Raw genomic sequence first — 22085 nt, 5'->3', positions numbered from 1 at the left:
AAGGGATGCCTGCGCAAAATGCTGCTTCTTCACCGCCCGGCCGCCTGACGATCGCCGGCCTGGCCAGCGCGGCAGAAGTGGGCGTGGAAACCGTGCGCTATTACCAGCGGCGCGGGATACTCGAAACGCCCGAGCGCGGGGATGGTGCCGGCGGCGCTATCCGCCGTTATGACGAAAGCCACGTGCGCCGCTTGCGGTTCATCCGCGCCGCCCAGACCGCCGGCTTTACCTTGGAGCAGATCAGCGAACTGCTCGCGCTGGATGCCACGAGCGATCGCGCCCGCGTGCGGGCATTGGCGGCGCAGCAGATCGCCACGCTCGATGCCAGGATCGCCGCGCTGGAAGAAGCACGCGCCGCGCTGCAACACCTGGCGCAGGCATGCCATGCTGACGAAGCTGGCCCGTGCCCTATCCTGACGGCATTCGATCTTTAAAAAACAATTACTTGCCGATCACGTCGGGTGACAAACGGGAACCAAAGGGGGTTTTGGCGATTGATAAGGCGCGTCAGCCGACAGCCACAGCCAAGGAGCGCCCCCATTCCATTCGCCGCCACCATGCCCGCCACACTCCCTGCCCCGCGCCCCGGTTTGCTGGACGGCGCGACCGTGTTTCTCGATATCGATGGCACCCTGCTGGAGCTGGCCGACGACCCCGAAGCCGTGCGCGCCGATGGCCAGACCCGGGCTTTGCTGCGCGATCTGGCCGAGTGCCTGGACGGGCGCCTGTCGATGGTCAGCGGGCGTTCGCTCGAACAGATCGACCGCATTCTCGGCCCGATTGCCCAGGCCCTCCCCGTCACCGGCAGTCACGGCCTCGAATACCGCTGGAACGAAGTATGGGCGCGGCCCGAACGCCTGGCCGTGTTGAATGACGTGGCCAGCGCGTTTCATAGCCTGGCGCAAACCTGGCCGGGCTGCCTGGTCGAGGAAAAGTCATACGGCGTGGCGTTTCACTGGCGCCTGGCGCCGCAAGCGCGCCAGCAGGCCGAAACCATGGCGGTGCAACTGGCCGATAGCCACGCTCTCAAGATCCAGCACGGCAAGGACCTGGTGGAACTGCGCATGCCCGGCGGCGACAAGGGGCAGGCGGTACGCCGCCTGATGGCGCGCAAGGGCATGATCGGCACGCGGCCGGTGTTCTTTGGCGATGACCTGACCGACGAGGCCGGGTTTGCCGCTGCCCGCGCGCTGGGCGGCCATGGCGTGCTGGTGGGCGAACGGGCGCTCAACGGCAGCAGCACGGCCGCCACCCTGGCCTTGCCCTCGCCGCATGCGGTGCGCGCGTTCCTGCGCGCCTTTGCCGATGGCACGGCGGAGGTGCCGGAATGACCCAGGCACGCATGCAAGAGACGGAAATGACCGAAGACAACAGCCACGCCGCCAGCGTCGATCTTTGGCCGATCGGCAATTGCCAGGTGGCCGGGATGATCGATCGCAGCGGCAACCTGGTCTGGGGCTGCGTGCCGCGGCTCGATGGCGACCCGACGTTTTGCGCACTGCTCGATGACAAGGCGCCGGACGATCCGGCGGCCAAGGGCTTCTGGTCGATCACCCTGGACGATGTGGTGGCCACCCGGCAGCACTATATCCGCAATACCCCGGTGCTGATCACCACGCACACCGATGCCCAGGGCGGCGCGATTGAGGTGGTCGATTTCTGCCCGCGCTACAAGAACCACGGGCGCATGTACCGGCCGGTGGCATTTGCCCGCATCGTGCGGCGCCTGGCAGGTAGCCCGCGCATCCGCGTGGCACTGCGCCCGGCCAGCGAATGGGGCGCCACCGTCCCGGCGCGCACCAGCGGTTCGCATCATATCCGCTATCTGTTGCAAGACCTGACCCTGCGCCTGTCCACCGATGCGCCGATCGGCTGGGTGAATGACGAGCGATCGTTCCGGGTGGAGCGCACGCTGCATTTCTTCCTGGGGCCGGACGAAAGTTTTGCCAACGATCTGGGCCATGGCCTTGAAGAAATGCTGGCGCGCACGATTGCCGAATGGCGGCACTGGACCCGGGGCCTGGCCACCCCGCTGGAGTGGCAGGACGCGGTGATCCGCAGCGCGATCACGCTCAAGCTGTGCCAGTTCGAGGAAACCGGCGCGATCGTGGCGGCACTGACCACCTCGATCCCCGAGCACGCCGATTCCGGGCGCAACTGGGACTATCGCTTCTGCTGGATTCGCGATGCCTATTACACGATCCAGGCGCTCAATCGCCTGGGCGCACTCGATGTGCTGGAAGGCTATCTGGAATACTTACGCAACGTGGTGGAAGGCGCGCGGGGCGGCCATATCCAGCCGCTCTATGGCCTGGGCGGCGAGGACAAGCTGACCGAGTGGGAGGCAAAGGGCCTGCCCGGCTATCGCGGCATGGGGCCGGTGCGCGTGGGCAACCAGGCCTATGAACAGATCCAGCACGATGCCTATGGCCAGATCGTGCTGTGCAACACCCAGGCGTTTATCGATCGCCGGCTCTATCGCATGGCCGGCATGGCCGATTTCGAAGCGCTGGAAGCGGTAGGCGAGCGCGCCTTCCAGGTGCATGACCAGCCCGACGCGGGCCTGTGGGAGTTTCGCACCCGCGCCGATGTACACACCTATTCGGCGGCGATGTGCTGGGCCGCCTGCGACCGGCTGGCCAACATCGCCGCCGAACTGGGCCTGTCCGACCGCGCCGATTTCTGGCAGAACCGCGCCGATGCCATCCGCGCCACCATCGAGGCGCGCGCCTGGCGCCCGGAAACGCAGCGCTTTTCCGCCACGTTTGGTGGGGACGATCTCGACGCCAGCCTGATCCAGCTGCTCGACATGCGCTTCCTGCCGCCCGATGATCCGCGCTTCCAGGGCACCTTGCGCGCGGTGGAAGAAGGCCTGCGCCGTGGCAGCCATATGCTGCGCTATGCCAGCGAGGATGATTTCGGTCTGCCGACGACCGCCTTCAACGTCTGCACGTTCTGGCTGATCGAAGCGCTCCATGCCACCGGGCGGGCGCCGGAAGGGCGCGAACTGTTTGAGGAAATGCTCGCCCGCCGCACCGCGGCCGGGCTGCTGTCAGAAGATATCGACCCCGTTTCCGGGGAGCTGTGGGGCAATTACCCGCAGACCTACTCGCTCGTTGGCATGATCAACTGTGCCGGCCTGCTGAGCAAGCCATGGAGTGCCATAAGGTGAAGCGCCTGATCGTCGTCTCGAACCGTGTCCAGCCGCCCAGCGAGGATGAGCCGGGCAACCAGGGCGGACTGACCGTCGCATTGTCCACCGTGCTGCGCGAAAGCGACGGCATCTGGTTCGGCTGGTCGGGCGGGGAGACCGAAAGCTTTACCGGCCATATCAATTTCCAGAAATCGGCCGGCGTCACCACCGCCACGGTCGATCTGGAGCCGCAGGACATCCACGAATACTATGATGGCTTTGCCAACCGCACGCTGTGGCCGCTGTTCCACTATCGCGTGAGCCTGGCCGAGTTCGAGCGTGGGTTCGTCGATGGCTATGAACGCGTCAACACCCGCTTTGCCGATACGCTGCTGCCGCTGATCGCCAAGGACGATCTGGTGTGGGTGCACGATTACCACCTGATCCCGCTGGGCCAGCGCCTGCGCGAACGGGGCGTGGCCAACCGCATCGGCTTTTTCCTGCACATCCCCTGGCCGCCGATGCGGCTGATGGTGTCGCTGCCCAATCACCAGGAACTGGTCGAATCGCTGTTCGCCTATGACGTGGTGGGCTTTCACACCCACGATTGGCTGGAAAGCTTCATCGATTATGTCCGCGCGCAGATGGACGCCACCATCGGCGAGGACAATACCGTCACCTGGAATGGCCGCACCCTGCGCGCAGTGGTCTGCCCGATCGGCATCGACGCCCAGGAATTTGCCGACACCGCCAATGGCCCGGTGGCAGAAGCAATGCGCCAGCGCATGGAGGAAAGTGCCGGCGGCCGCGCGATGATCGTGGGCGTGGACCGGCTCGACTATTCCAAGGGCCTGCAGGAACGCTTCATCGGCTATGAACGCCTGCTCTCGCAACGCGAAGACCTGCACGAAAAGGTTTTCCTGCTGCAGATCGCCCCGCCCAGCCGCGAAAGCGTGCAGACCTACCAGGAAATCCGCGCCAGCCTGGATTCGCTTTCCGGGCGGATCAATGGCGAGTTTTCCAGCGTGGAATGGGTGCCGCTGCGCTATGTCAACAAGGGCTATCCGCGCGATGTGCTCGCCGGGGTCTATCGCGCCGCCAAGGTGGGCCTGGTCACCCCCTTGCGCGACGGGATGAACCTCGTGGCCAAGGAATTCGTGGCGGCGCAAGACCCGGCCGATCCGGGCGTGCTGGTGCTGTCGAACTTTGCCGGGGCGGCCGCGCAGATGAGCCAGGCGGTGCTGGTCAATCCCTATAGCCCCGAAGAGATTGCCGATGCCCTGGGCCAGGCGCTGAGCATGCCGCTGGCCGAACGCCAGGAACGCTGGCGCGCGCTGATGGATACCGTGCTTGAGCAGGACGTGATGTGGTGGCTTGCCCAGTTCATGGCCGCGCTTGATCCTGATGAGGCGCCCGAACCAGCGTTGAGCGCGGCGTGATGGTGACCCTCGCGGCCTGACATGCGGGTAGGGCTTGCCAAAGAGCGATCAAAGATATATCTTAGAACTCGTTCACAGCAATTCCCTGCTCCACTCCGCACAGACAGGCCCCCGATGACCAGCCAAGCCAGCCAGACCACCACCCCGCACTCCGATCCTGCCGACGCGCCGGTGCTGCGCCGCATGCGCCACGAAACCACGCTGCGCACCCTGCGTATCGCGCGGCACGAGCGGCTGACCCCCAACATGATCCGCATCGTGGCCGAAGGGCCCGAACTGGCCGGCTTTGTCAGCGGCGCACCCGATGATCACATCAAGGTTTTCGTCGAAGGCGGGCCGGATGAGCGTATCATGCGCGATTATACGCCGCGCCACCACGATGCCGCCGCCGGCACCCTGACCATCGATTTCTTCGACCATGAAGGCGGCCCGGTGTCTGACTGGGCGCGCGCGGCCCAGGTGGGCGATCCCATCCGCATCGGCGGCCCGCGCGGTTCGCAGGTGATCGAGGGGCCGATTGCCCATTGGCTGCTGGTGGGCGACGAAACCGCGCTGCCGGCGATCGGCCGCCGCGTGGAGGAACTGCCCGCCGGGGTGCGTGCCACGGTGATCGGCGCCGTGCCCGGCGCCGCCGACGAGCAGACCTTTGCCACCGCCGCCACGCTGGAAACGCACTGGCTGCATCGCGACGCTGCGGCCGCCACCGATCCTGCGCCGATCATCGCCGCGCTGGCGCAGATCGATCTGCCGCCCGCCACCTTCGTGTGGATTGCGGCCGAAGCCGGCGTGGCGCGCGCCGCCCGCGAATACCTGGTGGAAACGCGCGGCCTCGACAAGCGGTGGATCAAGGCGGCCGGCTATTGGGTGGCGGGCGAGGCGGATTCCTCGGCCAAGAACCTGGGCGAGGCTGACGCGGCCGGCGGGCACTGACCACCCATGGCCCAGCCTGTCTTGCGCGAAACCGGCCCTGCCGATGCCCCTGCCGTGATCGCCTTGTGGCAGGCGGCGGGGCTGACCCGGCCGTGGAACGATCCGGCCACCGACTATCACCTGGCGATGGCAAACCCGGCCTGCACCGTGATCCTGGCCGAGCAGGAGGGGACGCCTGCGGCCACGATCATGGTCGGCTATGACGGCCATCGCGGTTGGGTCTATTATCTGGGCGTCGCCCCGGCGTTTCAGCGCCAGGGGCTAGGCCGCGCGTTGATGCAGGCGGCCGAACAGTGGCTTGCCGCGCGCGACTGCCCCAAGGTGATGCTGATGATCCGTGCCGACAACCTGGCGACCAAGGCATTCTATGCCGCGCTGGGATACGAACCCCAGGCGGTGGAAACCCTGGGCCGCCGCCTCGACGGGCGGTAGGGTGCCCTACTTCAGCCCGATCAGCGAAATCTCGCGGCCATAGCCCGGCTCTCCGGCATGGGTGGCGCGGCGGAACGAGAAGAAGCGGTCGGGCTGGGCGTAGGTATCTTCGTCCAGCATGCCGATCACGCCCACGCCAAACGCGTGGAGCCGATGCGCGACATAGCCAGGCAGGTCGAACCAGGCGTGGCCGGCCTTGCCAGCGCGGAAAAAGCGTTCGTTTTCGGCTGACTGGGCCAGGAAACGGTCTTCGAACCCGGCGTCCACCTCATAGCTTTTCTGGCCGATGCACGGGCCGACCACCGCCACGATCGCCGCGCGATCGGCGCCCAGCGCCTCCATCGCCGCAACGGTGCGATCGGTGACGCCATCGAACGCGCCGCGCCAGCCGGCATGCGCCGCGCCGATTACCCCGGCATGGGGATCGTGAAACAGCACCGGCGCGCAATCGGCGGTCAAAATGCCCAGCAGCACGCCACGCTGGCGGGTGACGAGAGCGTCGCCGCGCGGGCGGTCCGCTTCGTCCCACGGCTGGTCCACGGTGATGACATCGGCCGAATGCACCTGATAGGCGCAGACCAGCGTGGCGCCCGGCAGCACGGCAGCACAGGCGCGGCGGCGGTTTTCGGCCGTGGCGGCCGGATCATCCTCGCTGCCCCAGCCCACGTTGAGCCCGGCATGAATGCCGGCCGAAACCCCGCCGCGCCGCCCGAGGAAGCCATGGGCGGCACCGTCCAGCGCGGGATGGGTGAGAACCTCTACGCTCATCCGTCGAGGCTCTTGCTCACCTGTTCGCGCACATCGCGCGACAGGCGCGGTGCGGCCGCGATCCGCTCCAGCTGCGCACGCATCAGAGAGGCGCGCACCGGCTCGATCCGCCGCCAGCGGCCCAGCGGCGCCACGAACCGCGCCGCCACGTTGCCGTTGATCGGATCAAGCGCCAGGATCAGATCGGCAATCAGCGCATAGCCGGCGCCATCGGCCGCATGGAACGCCTGGGGATTGGCGGCAAACGCCATGTAGAGCGCCCGTACGCGGTTGGGATTGGTCAGAGTAAAATCGGCATGCTGCGCCAGGGCGCGCACATGATCGAGCGCGCGCGGGTGCAGCGAGCCGGACTGAAGCGAGAACCACTTGTCGATCACCAGCCGGTTATCGGCAAAGCGAGCGTGGAAATGCGCCAGCGCGTCGGCGCGCGCGGGCACGTCCAGCCCGCACAGCACCATCAGCGCGCCCTGGCGATCGGTCATGTTGTCGGCCGCATCATACTGCGCCTTGGCGCGCTGCGCCGCCTCGACCGGATCGGCAGCAGCGAGATAGACCAGCGCCTGGGTCTTGAGCTTGCGCGCGCCGCGCGCTGCGGCATCAAGGCCATAGGGCACCGCCGTGCAGCGATCGTGCAGGCCGCGCCAAGCGTCGCCCAGTTCACGGCCCAGCCAGGCCTTGAGCGCTTCGCGTTCGGCATGAACGCGTGCCGGATCGACTGGATTGATCTGCTCGGCCAGATAGGCCTCGCCCGGCAGCATGACCAGTTCGCCGCGCATCAGGTCATCCAGCGCGGCATCGGCCAGGATCGCGCCCAGCGCCCCACCGATCGCGGCGCGACCGGCCTCGCGCGATGCATCATCGAGCCGCCCTTCGACCGCTGCCACCAGATGCTGCACCACCAGTTGCTGCATCGCTTCATAGCGGGCAAAGGCATCGTCATCGTGGCCGGCGAGGAACACCAGGTCTTCCACGCTTTGCGGCGCATTGATCGCCACCGGCGCCGAAAAGCCGCGGTTGATCGACAGCACCGGCGCCTCGGCAAAGCCGTCGAAGGTAAAAGTCTGCGCCGCGTCGGCCAGCACGATGAGGTGTTCGCCGCCATGGCGGCCGGTGGCGCGATCGAACAGCGCCGTGCGCAGCGGGATGACCATCGGCTGCTTGACCGGCTGGCCCGGCGTGGGTGGCACGGTCTGCTTGAACGCCAGGGTCACCGTGCCGCTGGCGGCATCGTGGGTCATGCCCACGTCCACCTGCGGCGTACCGGCCTGCTCGTACCAGCGGCGGAACTGCTTGAGGTCGAGCCCGGCGCCATCCTCGATCGCGGTGACGAAATCCTCGCAGGTCGCGGCCTCGCCATCATGGCGCTCGAAATAAAGGTCCGTCCCCGCGCGGAACCTTTCCGAGCCGGCCAGCACGGTCATCATGCGGATGACCTCGGCCCCCTTGTTATAGACGGTTGCCGTGTAGAAATTGCTGATTTCCTGATAGGAATCGGGGCGGATCGGGTGCGCCAGCGGTCCCGAATCCTCAGGGAACTGGGCGCTGCGCAACACGCGCACATCCTCGATCCGCTTGACCGGGGCAGAGCCCTGATCAGCCGAGAACTGCTGGTCGCGCAGCACGGTGAAGCCTTCCTTCAGGGAAAGCTGGAACCAGTCGCGGCAGGTCACGCGGTTGCCCGACCAGTTGTGGAAATACTCGTGCGCCACCACGCCTTCCACGCCGTCGTAATCGGCGTCGGTCGCGGTTTCCGGGTCGGCCAGGATATAGCGGGTGTTGAAGATGTTCAGCCCCTTGTTCTCCATCGCCCCGGCGTTGAAATCGGAAACAGCCACGATGTTGAACAGGTCGAGATCGTATTCCCGGCCATAGACCTTTTCGTCCCAGTCCATCGAGGCGATCAGCGCGCGCATGGCGTGGGCGGTGCGGGTTTCATCGCCGGCCCGCACCCAGATCGCCAGATCGACATCGCGCCCCGACATGGTGGTGAAGCGGTCGCGCGTGGCAATCAGATCACCGGCGACCAGGGCAAAAAGGTACGACGGCTTGGGCCAGGGATCGTGCCAGATCGCCCAGTGCGTGCCATCGTCTTCCTCGCCGCTGTCCATCGGATTGCCGTTCGACAGCAGCACCGGGAACGCCGCCTTGTCCGCCGTGAGCGTGACGGTATAGCGGCTGAGCACGTCGGGCCGATCAGGGAAGAACGTGATGCGGCGAAAGCCCTCGGCCTCGCACTGCGTGCACAGCAGCCCACCCGAGGCATAAAGGCCGGAAAGCTGGGTATTGGCGGTGGGATCGATCGTGGTCTCGATTGTCACCTGGTGCGCATCGCCCGGCAGTTCCACCACCAGATCGTCGCCATCCATGGCCCAGGCACTGTGCGGCTCGCCATCCACAGAGACGCTCTGCGCCACCAGGCCATCGCCATTGAGGCGCAGCGGCCCGCCATCGCCAGCCGCGTTGCGCTCGACATCGAGCGTCGCCGTCACCTGCGTGGCGGCAAGATCGAGCAGGAAATCGAGCGCGATATCGGGCACCAGCCAGGCGGGCGGGCGATAATCGGCGCGCTGGATCACGACGGGCGGCTGGCTGGCTGAATCCTTCATGGCACAGACTTAGGAAGCCGCAGGCCTTGGGGCAATTGAGCAAATCGGAAACAGGGGATAATTGCCGGTTTTAAGCCCTCTCTGCTTCGTAAGAAGGGGCTGGGGTGGTGGAGGCCTCGCGCAACCAAATGACCGATAGCAAACACAGCGGAACCCCGGATCAAGTCCGGGGTGACGAGGAACAAGCAGATACAGCGCAAGAAGGCCACCTGTTCATCTTCGGCATGGGCTATGCCGCGCAAGTCCTGGCCAAGGCCCTGCGCGCGCAAGGCTGGCAGGTCAGCGGCACTGGCCGCGCCGGCACGATCGACTTTGCCGATAGCGCCGCCGTCCACGCCGCCCTGGCGCAGGCCAGCCATGTGCTGTCTTCGGTCCCGCCTGCGCGCGAAGGCGGCGATCCGGTGCTGGGAACCTATGGCGCGGCACTAGCCAACTGGCCGGGCGCGTGGATCGGCTATTGGTCGTCCACCGGGGTCTATGGCGATGCGCGCGGCGCCTGGGTGGATGAAACCGCACCGATCGGCGGCGGGCGGCGTTCCGCGCGTGTGGCGGCAGACCTGGCTTGGCAGGCGCTCGATCCTCGCGTGCGCGTGCTGCGCCTGCCCGGCATCTATGGCCCGGGGCGCAGCGTGATCGACAAGCTGCGCGAAGGCACCGCGCATCGCATCATCGCCCGCGACCAGGTGTTCAGCCGCATCCATGTGGACGATATCGCCGGCGCCACGATCGCCGCCTTTGCCGGGCCGCCCGGCGTCTATAATCTGGCCGACGACGAACCGGCCAGCCAGAACGCCGTGGTGGAAGAGGCCGCGCGGCTCACCGGCTTGCCCCTGCCGCCGCTGCTCACCGCCGATGAAGCGCAGCTTTCGCCCATGGCGCGGGGGTTTTATGCCGAAAGCCGCCGCGTTGCCGCGGGCAAGGCGCGCCGCGTGCTGGGCTGGCGCCCGGCCTATCCCACCTATCGCGAAGGGTTGCGCGCCTTGAGCGCCATGACCAGCCCGACCATCGCCAGCGCAGAGCCACCTGCCGCCAGCAGCGACCAGCGATAATCCTCGAACACGGTCGACAGCGCCATGGCCACCACCGGCACCAGCACGCCATTATACGCCGCGCGGCCCGCGCCCATGTCTTTCAGCAGCTGGAAATAGAGCGGGAAGGTGATCACCGAACCCACGATCGCCAGATAGAGCACGCCCGAGACATAGGACCAGGTCCAGTCGACCGTCGGCGGCCCGGCCAGCGCCAGCGCCACCAGTCCGTCGATCAGCGCGCCGATGGTCATGGCCCAGGCCAGGATCGGCACCACCGGTCGCGCCCGCGCCGGGCCCGAGGCCTGGATGACGTTGGCCACCGATGCCGCCAGGATGGAAACCGTCACCATGGCGATGCCCAGCCACGGCGTGGTGGTAGCCGGCGCCACGCGCACTTCGTGCAGGACCAGCAGGGCGATCCCCGCCAGCGCCACGGCCGAACCGGCCCAGAACCCGCGTGGCACGCGTTGCCCCAGGAAGACGTGGGCCAGCACGGCATTGGGCACCATGAGCAGGGCATAGAGCACTGCCACCAGGCCCGATGTCAGGTGCTGTTCGGCGGGATAAAGGAACTGGTAATTGATCGTGAAGTGAAAGAAGCCGATGCCCAGGGCCAGGGTCCAGCCCTGGCGATCGAGCGCGAGGCGATCCCTGCGCAGCACGGCCAGCACAAAGGTGCCCAGCGCCGCCAAGGCAAAGCGATAGCACACAGACCAGCTTGGCGGCACGCTGCCGGCCTGTCCCTTGATCACCAGCCAGGTGGAGCCCCAGATCAGCGCCACGGCCAGGAACGGGATAACCACGCGCGGCCGCCACAGGCTTTCCGGCGGGGCGGGAGAGGCTGCGCTCACAGCGTGCGAATCGCGCGGGCCAGCGCGGCAACATGGGCCGGATCGCTGTTCCAGGCCGTCACCAGCCGGGCCGCACCCGGCGTGCCGACTGGCGCGGGCCAATCATAGAAATCAAACCCCATGCCGCGCAGCGTGGTCTTTTCCACATCGCTCAGCGTCACGAACAGCTCGTTCGCCTCTACCGCGTGCAGCAGGCGTCCGGCGCAGGCCGTGGCCAGTTCCTGCGTGGCGGCATTGGCGGCACGGGCATTGGCCAGCCACAGGTCATGCTCCAGCATGGCCAGGATCTGCGCCGCCAGATAGCGGCCCTTGGATTGCAGATGCCCGGCGCGCTTGCGGCGGAAGCGGATCACATCGGCCAGATCCTCGTCGAACAGCACGATCGCCTCTGCCCCCAGGCCGCCGTTCTTGACGAAGCCAAAGCTCAAGGCATCGACGCCCGCCTGCGCGGTGAGCGCGGCAGGATCGCAATCGAGGAACGCCACGGCATTGGCAAAGCGCGCGCCATCCATGTGCAGCATCAGGCCGCGCGTGCGTGCCAGCGAGCCGATCGCGGCCACTTCGTGCGGGCGATAGGCGCGGCCATATTCGCTGGCCTGGGTGATCGAGATGGCATGCGGCTGCACCTGGTGCACACCGGGGCGAATCGGATCGATCGCGGCGGCAATGCTTTCGGGCGTCAACAGCGCGCCATCGCCCTGGGCCAGGATCAGCTTGGCGCCATGGGTGAAAAAGCCCGGCGCGCCGCCCTCGTCCATCTCGATATGCGCCTCGCGGTGGCAGACCACGGCGCCGTGCGGCGGCACCATCGCGCTCAGTGCCAGGCAATTGGCCGCCGTGCCGGTGGCCACCCACAGCGCGGCGCAGGGCGTGCCGAACAGCGCGGAAAACGCCTCGTCCAGCGCGCGGCTCTGCGCATCGGCATCATAGGGAAAGTCGGGCGCGTCGGCGGCCTGCATCGCGGCCCAGACGCGGGGGTGGACGGACGCGGCGTTGTCAGAGAAGAAATGCATGGAAACCGCACTGCCTGCGAAGGCGTTGTGCGGTCAAGCCACCCGTTGTTGCAGGGTGCAGGGAGAACTGCCGTGGACCAGACCGTTTCCATCACCCACGACAACCAGGGCAGCCACGGCGCCTATCATGCCAGCGTGGCCAATGAATCCGCCCAAGGCGTGCTGACCTGGCGCGAGGCGGCGCCCGGCGTGGTCGTGGCCGATCACACCCTGGTGCCCAGCGCCATCGGTGGGCGCGGCGTGGCCGCACGGCTGGTGGACGCGCTCATTGCCGATGCGCGCGAGCAAGGCTGGAAAGTGGTGCCGGCGTGCAGCTATGTTGCCGCGCAGTTCCGCCGCCATCCCGAATGGGCCGACCTGCAGGCCTGAGCGCGAACGTTCTGATCTGGCTGGGTTTGCCGGGAAATGGTGCTGCTGGGGAGGATTGAACTCCCGACCTCAGCCTTACCAAGGATGCGCTCTACCACTGAGCTACAGCAGCACACCATTTCCGCGAAAGCCGGGGCGCCGGGCGCCTGGGCTTCGTGCCATCGGGGCCTTGCCGCCGGTGGAGGCGCGCTATTGGCCGCACGGGTTGGCAAAGTCAAGCGGGGTTGCCGGCAAAAAATTCGCGCGGCAAAGAACCATGGCCATGAACCTGTCGAAAACCCCATCGCCTGCCGCCCGCCGCGAAGAGCGCCTTGCCCAGCGCCTGCGCGAGAACCTGCGCCGCCGCAAAGCACAGGCGCGCGCGCTTTCAGAGACCCAAGAAGAAATGGCGCCGCAGCGCGGGGAGAATGGCGGCGAATCGGCGTGACTCGCCTTTCCAAATCGCCCCCGGCCCGCTAGGGGCCGCGTTCTCTTGTCTCCTTTCTTGCAGCAGGAAGCCTCGATGCCCCGTTTGATCCTGATTCGTCACGGCCAGTCGCAATGGAACCTGGAAAACCGCTTCACCGGCTGGTGGGACGTGGACGTGACCGAAAAGGGCGCGGCCGAAGCCTTTGCCGCCGGCCAGCTGCTGAAAGACAAGGGCGTGCTGCCCACGGTGGCGTTCACCTCGCTCCAGACCCGCGCGATCAAGACGCTGCACCTGGCGCTGGAAGCCGCCGGCCGCCTGTGGGTGCCCGAAACCAAGGACTGGCGCCTCAACGAGCGGCACTATGGCGGGCTGACTGGCCTCGACAAGGCGGAAACCGCCGCCAAGCATGGTGACGAGCAGGTCAAGGTGTGGCGCCGCAGCTTCGACATTCCGCCGCCGGTGCTCGAAGCGGGCAGCGCGTTCGATCTGGCCAGCGATCCGCGCTATGCCGGCATTCCTGTGCCCGCCACCGAAAGCCTCAAGGACACCATCGCCCGCGTACTGCCGGCCTATGAAGAGCTGATCGTGCCCGCCCTCAAGGCCGGGGAAACCGTGATCGTTTCGGCCCATGGCAATTCGCTGCGCGCGCTGGTCAAGCACCTGTCGGGCATTTCCGATGCCGATATCACCGGCCTGGAAATCCCCACCGGCCAGCCGATCGTCTATGAACTGGACGACAACCTGGCCGAAGTGGAACGCTATTACCTGTCGGAGCGCTGAGGAGCGCACCGACACCCGATGGGGGATTTGGGATGAGTGAAAGTGCGCAAGTCGGCGCGCAGGTTGCCATCATCATGGGCAGCCAGTCCGACTGGGAGACGATGAAGAACGCCGCCGCCGTGCTGGAAAAGCTGGGGGTGGCCCACGAATGCCGCATCGTTTCGGCCCATCGCACGCCTGATCGGCTGGTGGACTTTGCCAAGACCGCGCACACCGCCGGCTTCAAGGTGGTGATCGCCGGGGCCGGCGGCGCAGCGCACCTGCCGGGCATGGTCGCGTCGATGACGCATCTGCCCGTGCTGGGCGTGCCGGTGGAATCCAAGGCGCTCAAGGGCATGGATAGCCTGCTCTCGATCGTGCAGATGCCCGGCGGCATTCCGGTGGGCACCCTGGCGATCGGGGCGCCGGGCGCCACCAACGCCGGCATTCTGGCGGCATCGATCCTGGCCACCACCGACGCGGCACTGGCGCAGCGCCTGATCGCGTTCCGCCAGGCGCAGACGGATGCCGTAGCCGAGCGTCCGCAATGAAGACCTTTGGCCCTGGCGCGACGATCGGCATCCTGGGCGGCGGGCAACTGGGCCGGATGATGGCCCTGGCCGCCGCGCAGCTGGGCTATTGCGCGCATGTCTATGCCCCCGAACCGCGCGCGGAATCCGTCGCGGCGCAGGTGAGCGCGGCCTATACCCAGGGCACGTATGACGATGAAGCCGCGCTGGCTGCCTTTGCCGCGCAAGTCGCCGTCGTCACTTATGAATTCGAGAACGTGGCCGCCGCGCCACTGGCAGCGATCCTGCCCCATGCCGCGCTGTTCCCGCCCGCGCGCGCGCTGGAAGTGGCGCAGGACCGGGTGAACGAGAAATCATTCGTGGAAACGCTCGGCGGCCGCCCGGCACCGTGGATGCAGGTGGACGGGGCGGAGGATCTTGCCCGCGCCGTGGCAACGATCGGTGCTCCCGGCATTCTCAAGACCCGACGCGATGGCTATGACGGCAAGGGCCAGTGGCGCATCATGACCCCGGCCGACGCCGCCGGGCTGGACTTGCCCGCCGTGCCGCTGATCTACGAAGGCTTTGTCGAGTTCTTCGGCGAATTTTCGGTAATCCTGGTGCGCGCGCAGGATGGCAGCGTGCAGTTCTGGGACAGCGCCCGCAACGAGCACGAAGACGGCATCCTGGCGCGCTCCACCGTGCCCGCCCCAGCCGAGATCGCCGCGCAAGTGCCCACCGCGCGCGCGCTGGCCAAGCAAGTGGCCGCCGCGCTGGACTATGTCGGCGTGCTGACGCTGGAATTCTTTGCCACCCGCGATGGCCCGGTGTTCAACGAAATGGCGCCGCGCGTGCACAATTCCGGGCACTGGAGCATCGAAGGCGCCATCGCCAGCCAGTTCGAGAATCACGTGCGCGCGATCCTGGGCCTGCCGCTGGGCAGCACCGAACTCGTCACCCAGGGCGCGGTGATGGACAACCTGATCGGCGAAGCGGCCGATGCCTGGCCGCAACTGCTGGCCGATCCGGCCAATCACCTGCACCTCTATGGCAAGGCGGAAACGCGCCCGGGCCGCAAGATGGGCCATGTTACCCGGCTGGTGCAGTAAGCCATGGGCGCGGCGTTGTTCCTGATCGTGGCGCGGGCCCAGGACGGCACGATCGGCGACAAGGGCAAGCTCGCCTGGCACATTCCCGCCGATCTCAAGCGGTTCAAGGCCCTGACCATGGGCAAGCCGATGATCATGGGCCGCAAGACCTTCGAATCGCTGCCCGGCCTGCTGCCCGGCCGCCGCCATGTGGTGCTGACCCGCGATGCCGCCTGGTCGGCGCCGGGCGCGCAGGTGGTACACAGCCTGGACGAAGCGCTGGCGAGCGTGGCCGACGAGGCGGAAGCGGCAGTGATCGGCGGGGCGGAAATGCTGGCGCTGTTTGCGCCGCTGGCCAGCCGCTTTGAACTGACCGAAGTGCATGGCGCGTTTGGCGGCGATACGACGATGCCCTATCCCGATGCCGCCTGGCACGAGATTGCCCGCAGCGAGCATGATGCCGGCCCCGGCCACCCGGCCTTTGCCTTTGTCACGCTGGAACGGGCCGATGCACAACAAGAAGGCAGCACGCCATGATCCGGCTCTATGCACGCGAGCGCGTGCCTGAAAACTGGCGCGGCGCCATCGTGGCGCTGGGCAATTTCGACGGGTTCCACCTGGGCCACCAGGCCGTGGTGGCCGAAGCGGTGCGCTGGGCGCGGGCCGAAGGCCGCCTGGTGATGATCGCCACCTTCGATCCCCATCCGGTCTGCCATTTCGATCCCAAGGCGCCGCCGTTCCGCCTCACCTCGCTTGACCAGCGGCAGGAACTGTTCGCCGCCGCTGGCGCCGATGCCATGCTGGTGTTCGAATTCGACGCCACCCTGGCCCAGACCAGCGCGCAGGATTTCGTGGGCCAGTTGCTGGCCGATCGCATCGGCGCCGCCGGCGTGGTGACCGGCGAGGATTTCACCTTTGGCAAGCAGCGCGGCGGCAACATCTCCGTGCTGCGCGAACTGGGCGCGCAATACGGGCTTTCCGCCCGCGCGGTGGGCCCGGTGCAGCGCGACGGCGTGGTGGTGTCATCCAGCCGCGTGCGCGAAGCGCTCAAGGCCGGCGATTGCGCCACGGCGGCGGCGCTGCTGACGCGGCCCTTTGCCATTCGCGGCATTGTCCAGCATGGCGACAAAGTGGGCCGAACGATCAATTTCCCCACCGCCAACCTGGCCATGGGCAAGTATCTGCGCCCGGCCTATGGCATCTATGCCGTCAAGGGCCGCCTGTGCGACGGGCGCGAACTGCTGGGTGCGGCCAACGTGGGCATCCGCCCCACGTTCGATCCGCCCAAGGAACTGCTGGAGCCGCACTTCTTCGATTTCACCGGCGATCTCTATGGCCAGGAAATCGAAGTCAGCTTCCACCACTTCCTGCGCCCCGAGGCCAAGTTCGACAGCCTGGATGCGCTGGTGGCGCAAATGGCGCGCGATTGCCTGGAAGCGCGCCGGCTGCTGGAAAACGCCTGATTTTTCCTCCGTTTCGACGCGATTGGCGGCTGCCTGGTTGACAGGCCAGCCCGCCACGGCTTGATCGCGCGGGGCCCGATCTTATCGGGCTGGGTGGAAAGGACATGGCATGGTGTGGTTGCGGGGCGCTCTGTTTACCGGGGCGCTGGCCTTTCTGGTGCTCACCTTCGTCAATGCCAGCTGGATCGTCACCGCCGCGCCCGGGCGGCCGCGCCTGATCGCCAACGGCGGCATCACCCAGGATTACAAGCCGGGCGGGCGCAATGCCCCTTGCCCGGCGCGGGAAATCCTGCCCCCACTCCATGCCATTCTCGAAGATACCGCCCGCTCCGTCTTTACCGCGCGGCGCATGGGCGCCGATTACGTGGCGATCGACGTGGTGCGCACGGCCGACAACCACCTTGCGCTCTATCCCGACGCCGATCTGGGCTGCCGCACCGAGGCGACCGGCCCGGTCACGCAGATGACCATGGCCGGGCTGGCCCGGCTCGACGCGGCCTATGGCTATAGCGCCGATGGCGGCAAGACCTTTCCCCTGCGCGGCAAGGGGCGCGGGCTGATCCCCTCGCTCGACGAGATCCTGGCCGCCAGCGCGAGCGGCCGCTTTATCTATCGCTTTCCCGGCAACGACGTGGCCGCCGTGCCGCTGCTGGTCGACGCGCTCAAGCGCAATGGCCATGATGCACGCGCGCTGGGCGAGGGCTTTGTCGGCAATGCCGCGCTGGTGGCAGCGGTGAACCAGGCGCTGCCCGGCGCCTGGACGATCGACCCTGTCCAAAGCCGCACCTGCACCACTGACTATCGCTGGAAAGGCTGGACCTCGCTGGTGCCGGCCAGCTGCCAGGGCGCCACGATGATCGCGGCGCTCGAAGACAGTTTTCCCAAGGGCGCCATCACCCTGTGGGGCTGGCCCAACCGCGTGCAGCAGCGCATCGAGGGCGTGGGCGGCCATGTCATGGCGGTGGCCAGCGAGGGCAGCGGTGATGCCCTGGGCACCGGCCTACGCCATGCGCGCGAATTGCCGCAGGTGCCCGCATCGTTCCACGGCACCGTGCTGATCGACAATTTCTGGACCGTCGGCCCCGCCCTGCGCCCCGACATGGACGCGCGCACCAACGCCGAAGCCGTGGCCGCGCAGGACCGCGACGAGAACACGCCGTGATGGGGGCGGTGTCGCCCCCACTCCCAACCCGTTCGTCACCCCGGACTTGATCCGGGGTCCAGCTTCTTTTGGCCACCTTGCGCTGTTCGTCGAAGAATAGCGGGACCCCGGGTCAAGCCCGGGGTGACGTGGAATGATGGATGTGGGGGGAGTGAGAAGCGGCATGGCCCGCATTTGCCTGCATCCGGCATTTGCAGGAATCCGCACAGATCGCTAAGGCCCGCCGATCATGACCGAAACGCGCGACTATCGATCGACCGTCTTCCTGCCGAAGACCGATTTTCCCATGAAGGCCGGGCTCCCGCAAAAGGAGCCGGGGATTCTCGCGCGGTGGCAGGATGAAGACATTTATGGCCAGCTGCGCGCCGCGCGCGAAGGCCGGGAAAAGTTCATCCTTCACGATGGCCCGCCCTATGCCAATGGCGACATGCACATCGGCCATGCGCTGAACCATATCCTGAAGGACATGGTGGTGCGCACCCAGACCCTGCTGGGCAAGGACGCGCCCTATGTACCCGGCTGGGATTGCCACGGCCTGCCCATCGAGTGGAAGGTCGAGGAAGAATACCGCAAGAAGAAGAAGAACAAGGACGAGGTTCCGCCCAAGGAATTCCGCGCCGAATGCCGCGCCTATGCCCAGAAGTGGGTGGACGTGCAGCGCGAGCAGCTGAAGCGCCTGGGCATCAACGCCGCCTGGGACCGACCCTACCTGACCATGGATTTCCAGGCCGAAGCGACGATCGTGGGCGAACTGCTCAAGTTCGCCGAATCCGGCCAGCTCTATCGCGGCGCCAAGCCGGTGATGTGGAGCCCGGTGGAAAAGACCGCGCTGGCCGAAGCCGAAGTGGAATACGAGGACATCGTTTCCACCCAGATCGACGTGGCGTTTGAAATCACGGATTCGCCGATCGAAGCGCTCAAGGGCGCCTATGCGGTGATCTGGACCACCACGCCGTGGACGATCCCGGTGAACCAGGCGCTCGCCTATGGGCCTGAGGTCGATTACGTGTTGGTGCAGGCCGGCGACAAGCGCGTGCTGCTGGCCGCGCTGCTCGCCGAGGCGGCAGCCACGCGCTTTGGCGTGACACTGGACGCCCCCCTGTGGACCGGCAAAGGCGCTGACCTTGCCGGCACCGTGGCCCGTCACCCGATGCATGCGCTGGGCGGCTTCTTTGCCGAGCCGCGCCCGCTGCTCGCCGGCGATTTCGTCACCACCGAATCGGGCACCGGCCTGGTGCACATGGCGCCCGACCATGGCGAGGACGACTTTGAGCTGTGCAAGACGCACGGGATCGAGCCCAAGTTCGCCGTTACCGCCGATGGCAAGTATCGCGAAGACTGGGGCTGGCTGGCCGGCCAGGGCAGCGTGATCAATCCCAAGTTCAACGCGCCCGATGGCCCGATCTGCGCGGCCCTGGCCGAAGTCGGCGCGCTGATGGCCGCGAGCGCGGACTACAAACATTCCTATCCCCACTCGTGGCGGTCGAAGGCCAAGGTGATCTTCCGCTGCACGCCGCAGTGGTTCGTGCCGATGGACCAGGCGCGCGAGGGCGGCAGCTTGCGCGAAAAGGCCGTGGCGGCGATCGCGGCCACCCGCTTCGTGCCGGAAAAGGGCCGCAACCGCATCGGCGCCATGGTCGAAGGGCGGCCCGACTGGGTGCTGTCGCGCCAGCGCGCCTGGGGCGTGCCGATCACCCTGTTCGTCAACCGCCAGACCGGCCAGTACCTGGCTGATCCCGCGGTCAACGCCCGGATCATCGCCGGGATCACGGCCGAGGGCGTCGACGCCTGGGACGACCAGCGCGCGCAGGAATACCTCGGCGCCGATTACAACGCCGATGATTACGAGCGCATCACCGACATTCTCGACGTGTGGTTCGATTCCGGCTCCACCCACGCCTTCGTGCTGGAATCCGGGCGCTGGCCCGAACTGCGCTGGCCGGCCGATCTCTACCTGGAAGGCAGCGACCAGCATCGCGGCTGGTTCCAGTCCTCGCTGCTCGAAAGCTGCGCCACGCGTGGCCGTGCGCCCTATGATGCCGTGCTCACCCACGGCTTCACCATGGACGCCAAGGGCCTCAAGATGTCCAAGTCGCTGGGCAACACGATCAGCCCGCTGGACCTGATGCGCGATTACGGCGCCGATATCCTGCGGCTGTGGGCGCTGTCGGTGGATTTCACCGAGGATCACCGCATCGGCAAGGAAATCCTCGCCGGGGTGGCCGACCAGTATCGCAAGCTGCGCAACACCTATCGCTATCTGCTCGGCGCGCTCGACGGGTTCAGCGAAGACGAGCGCGTGGCGCCGCAGGACATGCCCGAACTGGAGCGCTACATGCTGGCGCGCCTCGCTGGGCTCGACGCCACCCTGCGCCAGGCCGTGGCGGACTATGACTTCAACACCTATGTCCGCAGCCTGACCGAGTTCTGCAACGAAGACCTGTCGGCGTTCTTCTTCGATATCCGCAAGGACAGCCTCTATTGCGATGCGCCGGCCGATGCCAAGCGCCGCGCCTATCGCACCGTGCTCGACGTGCTGTTCCACGCGCTGGTGCGCTATGGCGCGCCGGTCATGGTCTTCACGGCCGAGGAAGTGTGGCAGAGCCGCTATCCCGGCGCCTCGGTCCACCTGCTGGAATGGCCCGAACTGCCGGCGGCAGAGGCCGACACGGCGCAATGGGAACGCCTGCGCGCGCTGCGCACCAGCGTGAACGAGGCGATCGAGCCGCTGCGCCGCGAAAAGGTGCTGGGTTCGGGCCTGGAAGCCAAGGTCACCGTGCCGGCCGACGCCCCCGAAGCCGAAGGCGGCCTGGCGGAACTGTTCATCAGCGCGACAGTTGCGCGTGGGCAGGAGCTTTCCGTGACCCGAACCGATGACCACAAGTGCGGCCGTTGCTGGCGCCACCTTCCCGAAGTGACCGAAGACGGCGCGCTGTGCGGCCGCTGCGAAAGCGTGGTTGCCGCCATCGACGAGCACGCCGCGTGAGCCTGCTGACGCGCAACCGCCTGGCCGGGTTCGCCCTGGCCCTGGCCACCTTTGCGGTGGACCGGGGGGTGAAGGCGTGGATCGCCGGGCCGCTGGCCCTGCCCGAACAGGGCGCGATCTACATCACCAGCTTTTTCAGCCTGCGCTGGACGCAGAACCTGGGCGTGTCGCTGGGCCTGCTGAGCGCCAGTTCCAGCGAGGGCCGGCTGGCGCTGCTGGCCATGACCGGGCTGATCGCGCTGGGCGTGGCGATCTGGATGCTGCGCGAAAAGGCCATGGGCGAGCTGGCTGGCCTGGCCGTGATCCTGGGCGGGGCGATGGGCAACATCTATGACCGCTTCACCCGTGGCTATGTGATCGACTATGCCGATCTGCATTTCGGTGAGGTTCGGCCCTTCCAGATTTTCAACCTGGCGGACGCGGCAATCACGCTGGGCGTGCTGATCCTGCTTGCCCGTTCGCTGTTTTCGCGCGAAAAGCGCGAGCCGGGCAGCCCCAGCCCAACGGAGATTTAAGTAATGCGCAAAGCCGTCGCCCTTGCCTTTCTCGTTTCGGCCGGGAGCTTTTTGGCTGCGTGCAGCTCCAACAGCTCGCTGTTCAACCGCGTGCGCCCTGACGAATTCGCCGTCAGCCGCCAGGCGCCGCTGGTCGTTCCGCCCGATTTCGCGCTGACCCCGCCCAACCCCGGCGCGCCACGTCCGCAGGATGTCGATTCGTCGAAGCAGGCGCTCGATGCCCTGTTCGGCGGCCCCGCACCGCGCAGCGCGGTGGAGACCGACACCCTGGGCAAGGCTGGCGCTTCGGCCGTCGGCATCCGCAGCACGGTGGGCGATCCGCAGACCAAGACCGTCGCCAAGGGCGCCCAGGTCAAGGATATCCTCGCCGCGCCGCAGGGCGATGGCGCTGCTGCCCGCGCATCCATCCCGGGCTGATCGCGCCGCGCCAGGACATGCATTGCAAAAGGCCCGCCGGCATTCCCGGCGGGCTTTTTCATGCCCCGCCGCGCCGCCGCCCTTGCGGTAAGTGACGCCGGTAGCAGCATTTCCTGACATTGCTTCATGTTACGTTCAGGTAAAATAGGGCCAGAAAGCGCCGCAAGCGGCCCTTGCTGGCTGCAACAATGAAATGTTATATCGT

22 protein-coding genes and 1 tRNA gene are annotated in these 22085 nt (G+C 67.0%); 18 read left to right on the top strand and 5 right to left on the bottom strand.

All coding sequences use genetic code 11. The features are described from left to right. The first annotated feature begins 5 nt into the window (after positions 1-5). The 6 genes from ABIC78_RS01740 (at position 6) to ABIC78_RS01715 (ending at position 5934) form a co-directional block, all read left to right on the top strand. Complete coding sequence (locus ABIC78_RS01740) at positions 6-434, top strand: MerR family DNA-binding protein (RefSeq protein ID WP_354487467.1); 429 nt, start codon at positions 6-8, stop codon at positions 432-434. A 123-nt stretch (positions 435-557) separates the two neighbouring features. Next, on the top strand, positions 558-1331 hold the full coding sequence (gene otsB / locus ABIC78_RS01735; protein WP_354487465.1) for a trehalose-phosphatase: 774 nt from the start codon (positions 558-560) through the stop codon (positions 1329-1331). Positions 1332-1357: 26 nt separating this feature from the next. Beyond that, positions 1358-3172 (top strand): glycoside hydrolase family 15 protein, encoded by a 1815-nt coding sequence (locus ABIC78_RS01730; protein WP_354487463.1) that lies wholly within the window; start codon positions 1358-1360, stop codon positions 3170-3172. After that, a complete protein-coding gene (locus tag ABIC78_RS01725) occupies positions 3169-4572 on the top strand; it encodes an alpha,alpha-trehalose-phosphate synthase (UDP-forming) (RefSeq protein ID WP_354487461.1) in 1404 nt (467 codons plus the stop codon). The genes ABIC78_RS01730 and ABIC78_RS01725 overlap by 4 nt, the downstream gene beginning before the upstream one ends. 114 nt (positions 4573-4686) lie before the next feature. Further along, positions 4687-5502: a siderophore-interacting protein gene (locus ABIC78_RS01720; RefSeq protein WP_354487459.1), complete on the top strand. Its 816-nt coding sequence runs from the start codon at positions 4687-4689 to the stop codon at positions 5500-5502. Between the two features lie 6 nt (positions 5503-5508). Then, complete coding sequence (locus tag ABIC78_RS01715) at positions 5509-5934, top strand: GNAT family acetyltransferase (RefSeq protein WP_354487457.1); 426 nt, start codon at positions 5509-5511, stop codon at positions 5932-5934. A 6-nt stretch (positions 5935-5940) separates the two neighbouring features. Here ABIC78_RS01715 and pgeF read toward each other — a convergent pair whose 3' ends face one another. Both pgeF and pepN read right to left on the bottom strand, forming a co-directional pair. Continuing rightward, a complete protein-coding gene (gene pgeF / locus ABIC78_RS01710; protein WP_171793251.1) occupies positions 5941-6702 on the bottom strand; it encodes a peptidoglycan editing factor PgeF in 762 nt (253 codons plus the stop codon). Then, positions 6699-9308, bottom strand: a complete 2610-nt coding sequence (gene pepN / locus ABIC78_RS01705) for an aminopeptidase N (RefSeq protein ID WP_354487455.1) — start codon at positions 9306-9308, stop codon at positions 6699-6701. Before pepN ends, pgeF begins: the two co-directional genes overlap by 4 nt. A 224-nt stretch (positions 9309-9532) precedes the next feature. Here pepN and ABIC78_RS01700 point away from each other — a divergent pair, with 224 nt between their 5' ends. Next, on the top strand, positions 9533-10357 hold the full coding sequence (locus tag ABIC78_RS01700; RefSeq protein ID WP_309804926.1) for a Rossmann-fold NAD(P)-binding domain-containing protein: 825 nt from the start codon (positions 9533-9535) through the stop codon (positions 10355-10357). Here ABIC78_RS01700 and ABIC78_RS01695 read toward each other — a convergent pair. Next, positions 10267-11190 (bottom strand): DMT family transporter, encoded by a 924-nt coding sequence (locus ABIC78_RS01695; protein WP_062783556.1) that lies wholly within the window; start codon positions 11188-11190, stop codon positions 10267-10269. The two genes, ABIC78_RS01700 and ABIC78_RS01695, sit on opposite strands and share 91 nt — an antisense overlap. Then, on the bottom strand, positions 11187-12203 hold the full coding sequence (locus ABIC78_RS01690; RefSeq protein ID WP_354487452.1) for a threonine aldolase family protein: 1017 nt from the start codon (positions 12201-12203) through the stop codon (positions 11187-11189). The genes ABIC78_RS01695 and ABIC78_RS01690 overlap by 4 nt, the downstream gene beginning before the upstream one ends. Before the next feature lie 72 nt (positions 12204-12275). Here ABIC78_RS01690 and ABIC78_RS01685 point away from each other — a divergent pair, with 72 nt between their 5' ends. Then, the gene (locus ABIC78_RS01685; protein WP_022676789.1) at positions 12276-12572 is read left to right on the top strand and encodes a GNAT family N-acetyltransferase; all 297 of its coding nucleotides are present in this window, start codon (positions 12276-12278) and stop codon (positions 12570-12572) included. Between the two features lie 37 nt (positions 12573-12609). On the opposite strand, the gene ABIC78_RS01680 is transcribed toward ABIC78_RS01685, so the two are convergent. After that, a tRNA-Thr gene (locus ABIC78_RS01680) sits at positions 12610-12684 on the bottom strand. A gap of 150 nt (positions 12685-12834) precedes the next feature. On the opposite strand from ABIC78_RS01680, the gene ABIC78_RS01675 reads away from it, so the two are divergent. From ABIC78_RS01675 to ABIC78_RS01630, 10 genes are all read left to right on the top strand, one after another. Continuing rightward, complete coding sequence (locus ABIC78_RS01675) at positions 12835-12999, top strand: hypothetical protein (protein ID WP_167542861.1); 165 nt, start codon at positions 12835-12837, stop codon at positions 12997-12999. Positions 13000-13074: 75 nt separating this feature from the next. Then, positions 13075-13761 (top strand): 2,3-diphosphoglycerate-dependent phosphoglycerate mutase, encoded by a 687-nt coding sequence (gene gpmA / locus ABIC78_RS01670; protein ID WP_028657981.1) that lies wholly within the window; start codon positions 13075-13077, stop codon positions 13759-13761. Positions 13762-13793: 32 nt separating this feature from the next. Continuing rightward, a complete protein-coding gene (gene purE, locus ABIC78_RS01665; protein ID WP_054131784.1) occupies positions 13794-14291 on the top strand; it encodes a 5-(carboxyamino)imidazole ribonucleotide mutase in 498 nt (165 codons plus the stop codon). Further along, complete coding sequence (locus tag ABIC78_RS01660) at positions 14288-15358, top strand: 5-(carboxyamino)imidazole ribonucleotide synthase (protein WP_171793247.1); 1071 nt, start codon at positions 14288-14290, stop codon at positions 15356-15358. Before purE ends, ABIC78_RS01660 begins: the two co-directional genes overlap by 4 nt. A 3-nt stretch (positions 15359-15361) precedes the next feature. Beyond that, entirely contained in the window at positions 15362-15874 is a 513-nt protein-coding gene (locus tag ABIC78_RS01655) for a dihydrofolate reductase (RefSeq protein ID WP_354487448.1), read from the top strand. Further along, the gene (locus ABIC78_RS01650; protein WP_171799254.1) at positions 15871-16800 is read left to right on the top strand and encodes a bifunctional riboflavin kinase/FAD synthetase; all 930 of its coding nucleotides are present in this window, start codon (positions 15871-15873) and stop codon (positions 16798-16800) included. Before ABIC78_RS01655 ends, ABIC78_RS01650 begins: the two co-directional genes overlap by 4 nt. 109 nt (positions 16801-16909) lie before the next feature. Beyond that, positions 16910-17962 carry a glycerophosphodiester phosphodiesterase family protein gene (locus ABIC78_RS01645; protein WP_354487446.1) on the top strand — a complete coding sequence of 351 codons (1053 nt, stop codon included), beginning with the start codon at positions 16910-16912 and terminating at the stop codon, positions 17960-17962. Between the two features lie 229 nt (positions 17963-18191). After that, positions 18192-20948, top strand: a complete 2757-nt coding sequence (ileS, locus tag ABIC78_RS01640) for an isoleucine--tRNA ligase (RefSeq protein ID WP_354487444.1) — start codon at positions 18192-18194, stop codon at positions 20946-20948. Then, entirely contained in the window at positions 20945-21463 is a 519-nt protein-coding gene (gene lspA / locus ABIC78_RS01635; RefSeq protein WP_022676780.1) for a signal peptidase II, read from the top strand. The genes ileS and lspA overlap by 4 nt, the downstream gene beginning before the upstream one ends. A gap of 3 nt (positions 21464-21466) precedes the next feature. Beyond that, entirely contained in the window at positions 21467-21880 is a 414-nt protein-coding gene (locus tag ABIC78_RS01630) for a DUF3035 domain-containing protein (RefSeq protein ID WP_022676779.1), read from the top strand. Positions 21881-22085 lie beyond the last annotated feature (205 nt).

Origin of the sequence: Novosphingobium sp. 1529 (genome assembly GCF_040544855.1) — a bacterium.
Lineage (GTDB): Bacteria > Pseudomonadota > Alphaproteobacteria > Sphingomonadales > Sphingomonadaceae > Novosphingobium > Novosphingobium capsulatum.
Note: the sequence above shows the minus strand (reverse complement) of the source record. Positions and strands in the feature narration are given on the sequence as shown.

Coding starts and splice junctions, on each gene's coding strand:
- ABIC78_RS01740 (WP_354487467.1), top strand. CDS start 6: ATGCCTGCGCAAAATGCTGCTTCTTCACCGCCCGGCCGCCTGACGATC.
- otsB (WP_354487465.1), top strand. CDS start 558: ATGCCCGCCACACTCCCTGCCCCGCGCCCCGGTTTGCTGGACGGCGCG.
- ABIC78_RS01730 (WP_354487463.1), top strand. CDS start 1,358: ATGACCGAAGACAACAGCCACGCCGCCAGCGTCGATCTTTGGCCGATC.
- ABIC78_RS01720 (WP_354487459.1), top strand. CDS start 4,687: ATGACCAGCCAAGCCAGCCAGACCACCACCCCGCACTCCGATCCTGCC.
- ABIC78_RS01715 (WP_354487457.1), top strand. CDS start 5,509: ATGGCCCAGCCTGTCTTGCGCGAAACCGGCCCTGCCGATGCCCCTGCC.
- pgeF (WP_171793251.1), bottom strand. CDS start 6,702: ATGAGCGTAGAGGTTCTCACCCATCCCGCGCTGGACGGTGCCGCCCAT.
- pepN (WP_354487455.1), bottom strand. CDS start 9,308: ATGAAGGATTCAGCCAGCCAGCCGCCCGTCGTGATCCAGCGCGCCGAT.
- ABIC78_RS01700 (WP_309804926.1), top strand. CDS start 9,533: ATGGGCTATGCCGCGCAAGTCCTGGCCAAGGCCCTGCGCGCGCAAGGC.
- ABIC78_RS01690 (WP_354487452.1), bottom strand. CDS start 12,203: ATGCATTTCTTCTCTGACAACGCCGCGTCCGTCCACCCCCGCGTCTGG.
- ABIC78_RS01675 (WP_167542861.1), top strand. CDS start 12,835: ATGAACCTGTCGAAAACCCCATCGCCTGCCGCCCGCCGCGAAGAGCGC.
- gpmA (WP_028657981.1), top strand. CDS start 13,075: ATGCCCCGTTTGATCCTGATTCGTCACGGCCAGTCGCAATGGAACCTG.
- purE (WP_054131784.1), top strand. CDS start 13,794: ATGAGTGAAAGTGCGCAAGTCGGCGCGCAGGTTGCCATCATCATGGGC.
- ABIC78_RS01660 (WP_171793247.1), top strand. CDS start 14,288: ATGAAGACCTTTGGCCCTGGCGCGACGATCGGCATCCTGGGCGGCGGG.
- ABIC78_RS01655 (WP_354487448.1), top strand. CDS start 15,362: ATGGGCGCGGCGTTGTTCCTGATCGTGGCGCGGGCCCAGGACGGCACG.
- ABIC78_RS01650 (WP_171799254.1), top strand. CDS start 15,871: ATGATCCGGCTCTATGCACGCGAGCGCGTGCCTGAAAACTGGCGCGGC.
- ABIC78_RS01645 (WP_354487446.1), top strand. CDS start 16,910: ATGGTGTGGTTGCGGGGCGCTCTGTTTACCGGGGCGCTGGCCTTTCTG.
- ileS (WP_354487444.1), top strand. CDS start 18,192: ATGACCGAAACGCGCGACTATCGATCGACCGTCTTCCTGCCGAAGACC.
- ABIC78_RS01630 (WP_022676779.1), top strand. CDS start 21,467: ATGCGCAAAGCCGTCGCCCTTGCCTTTCTCGTTTCGGCCGGGAGCTTT.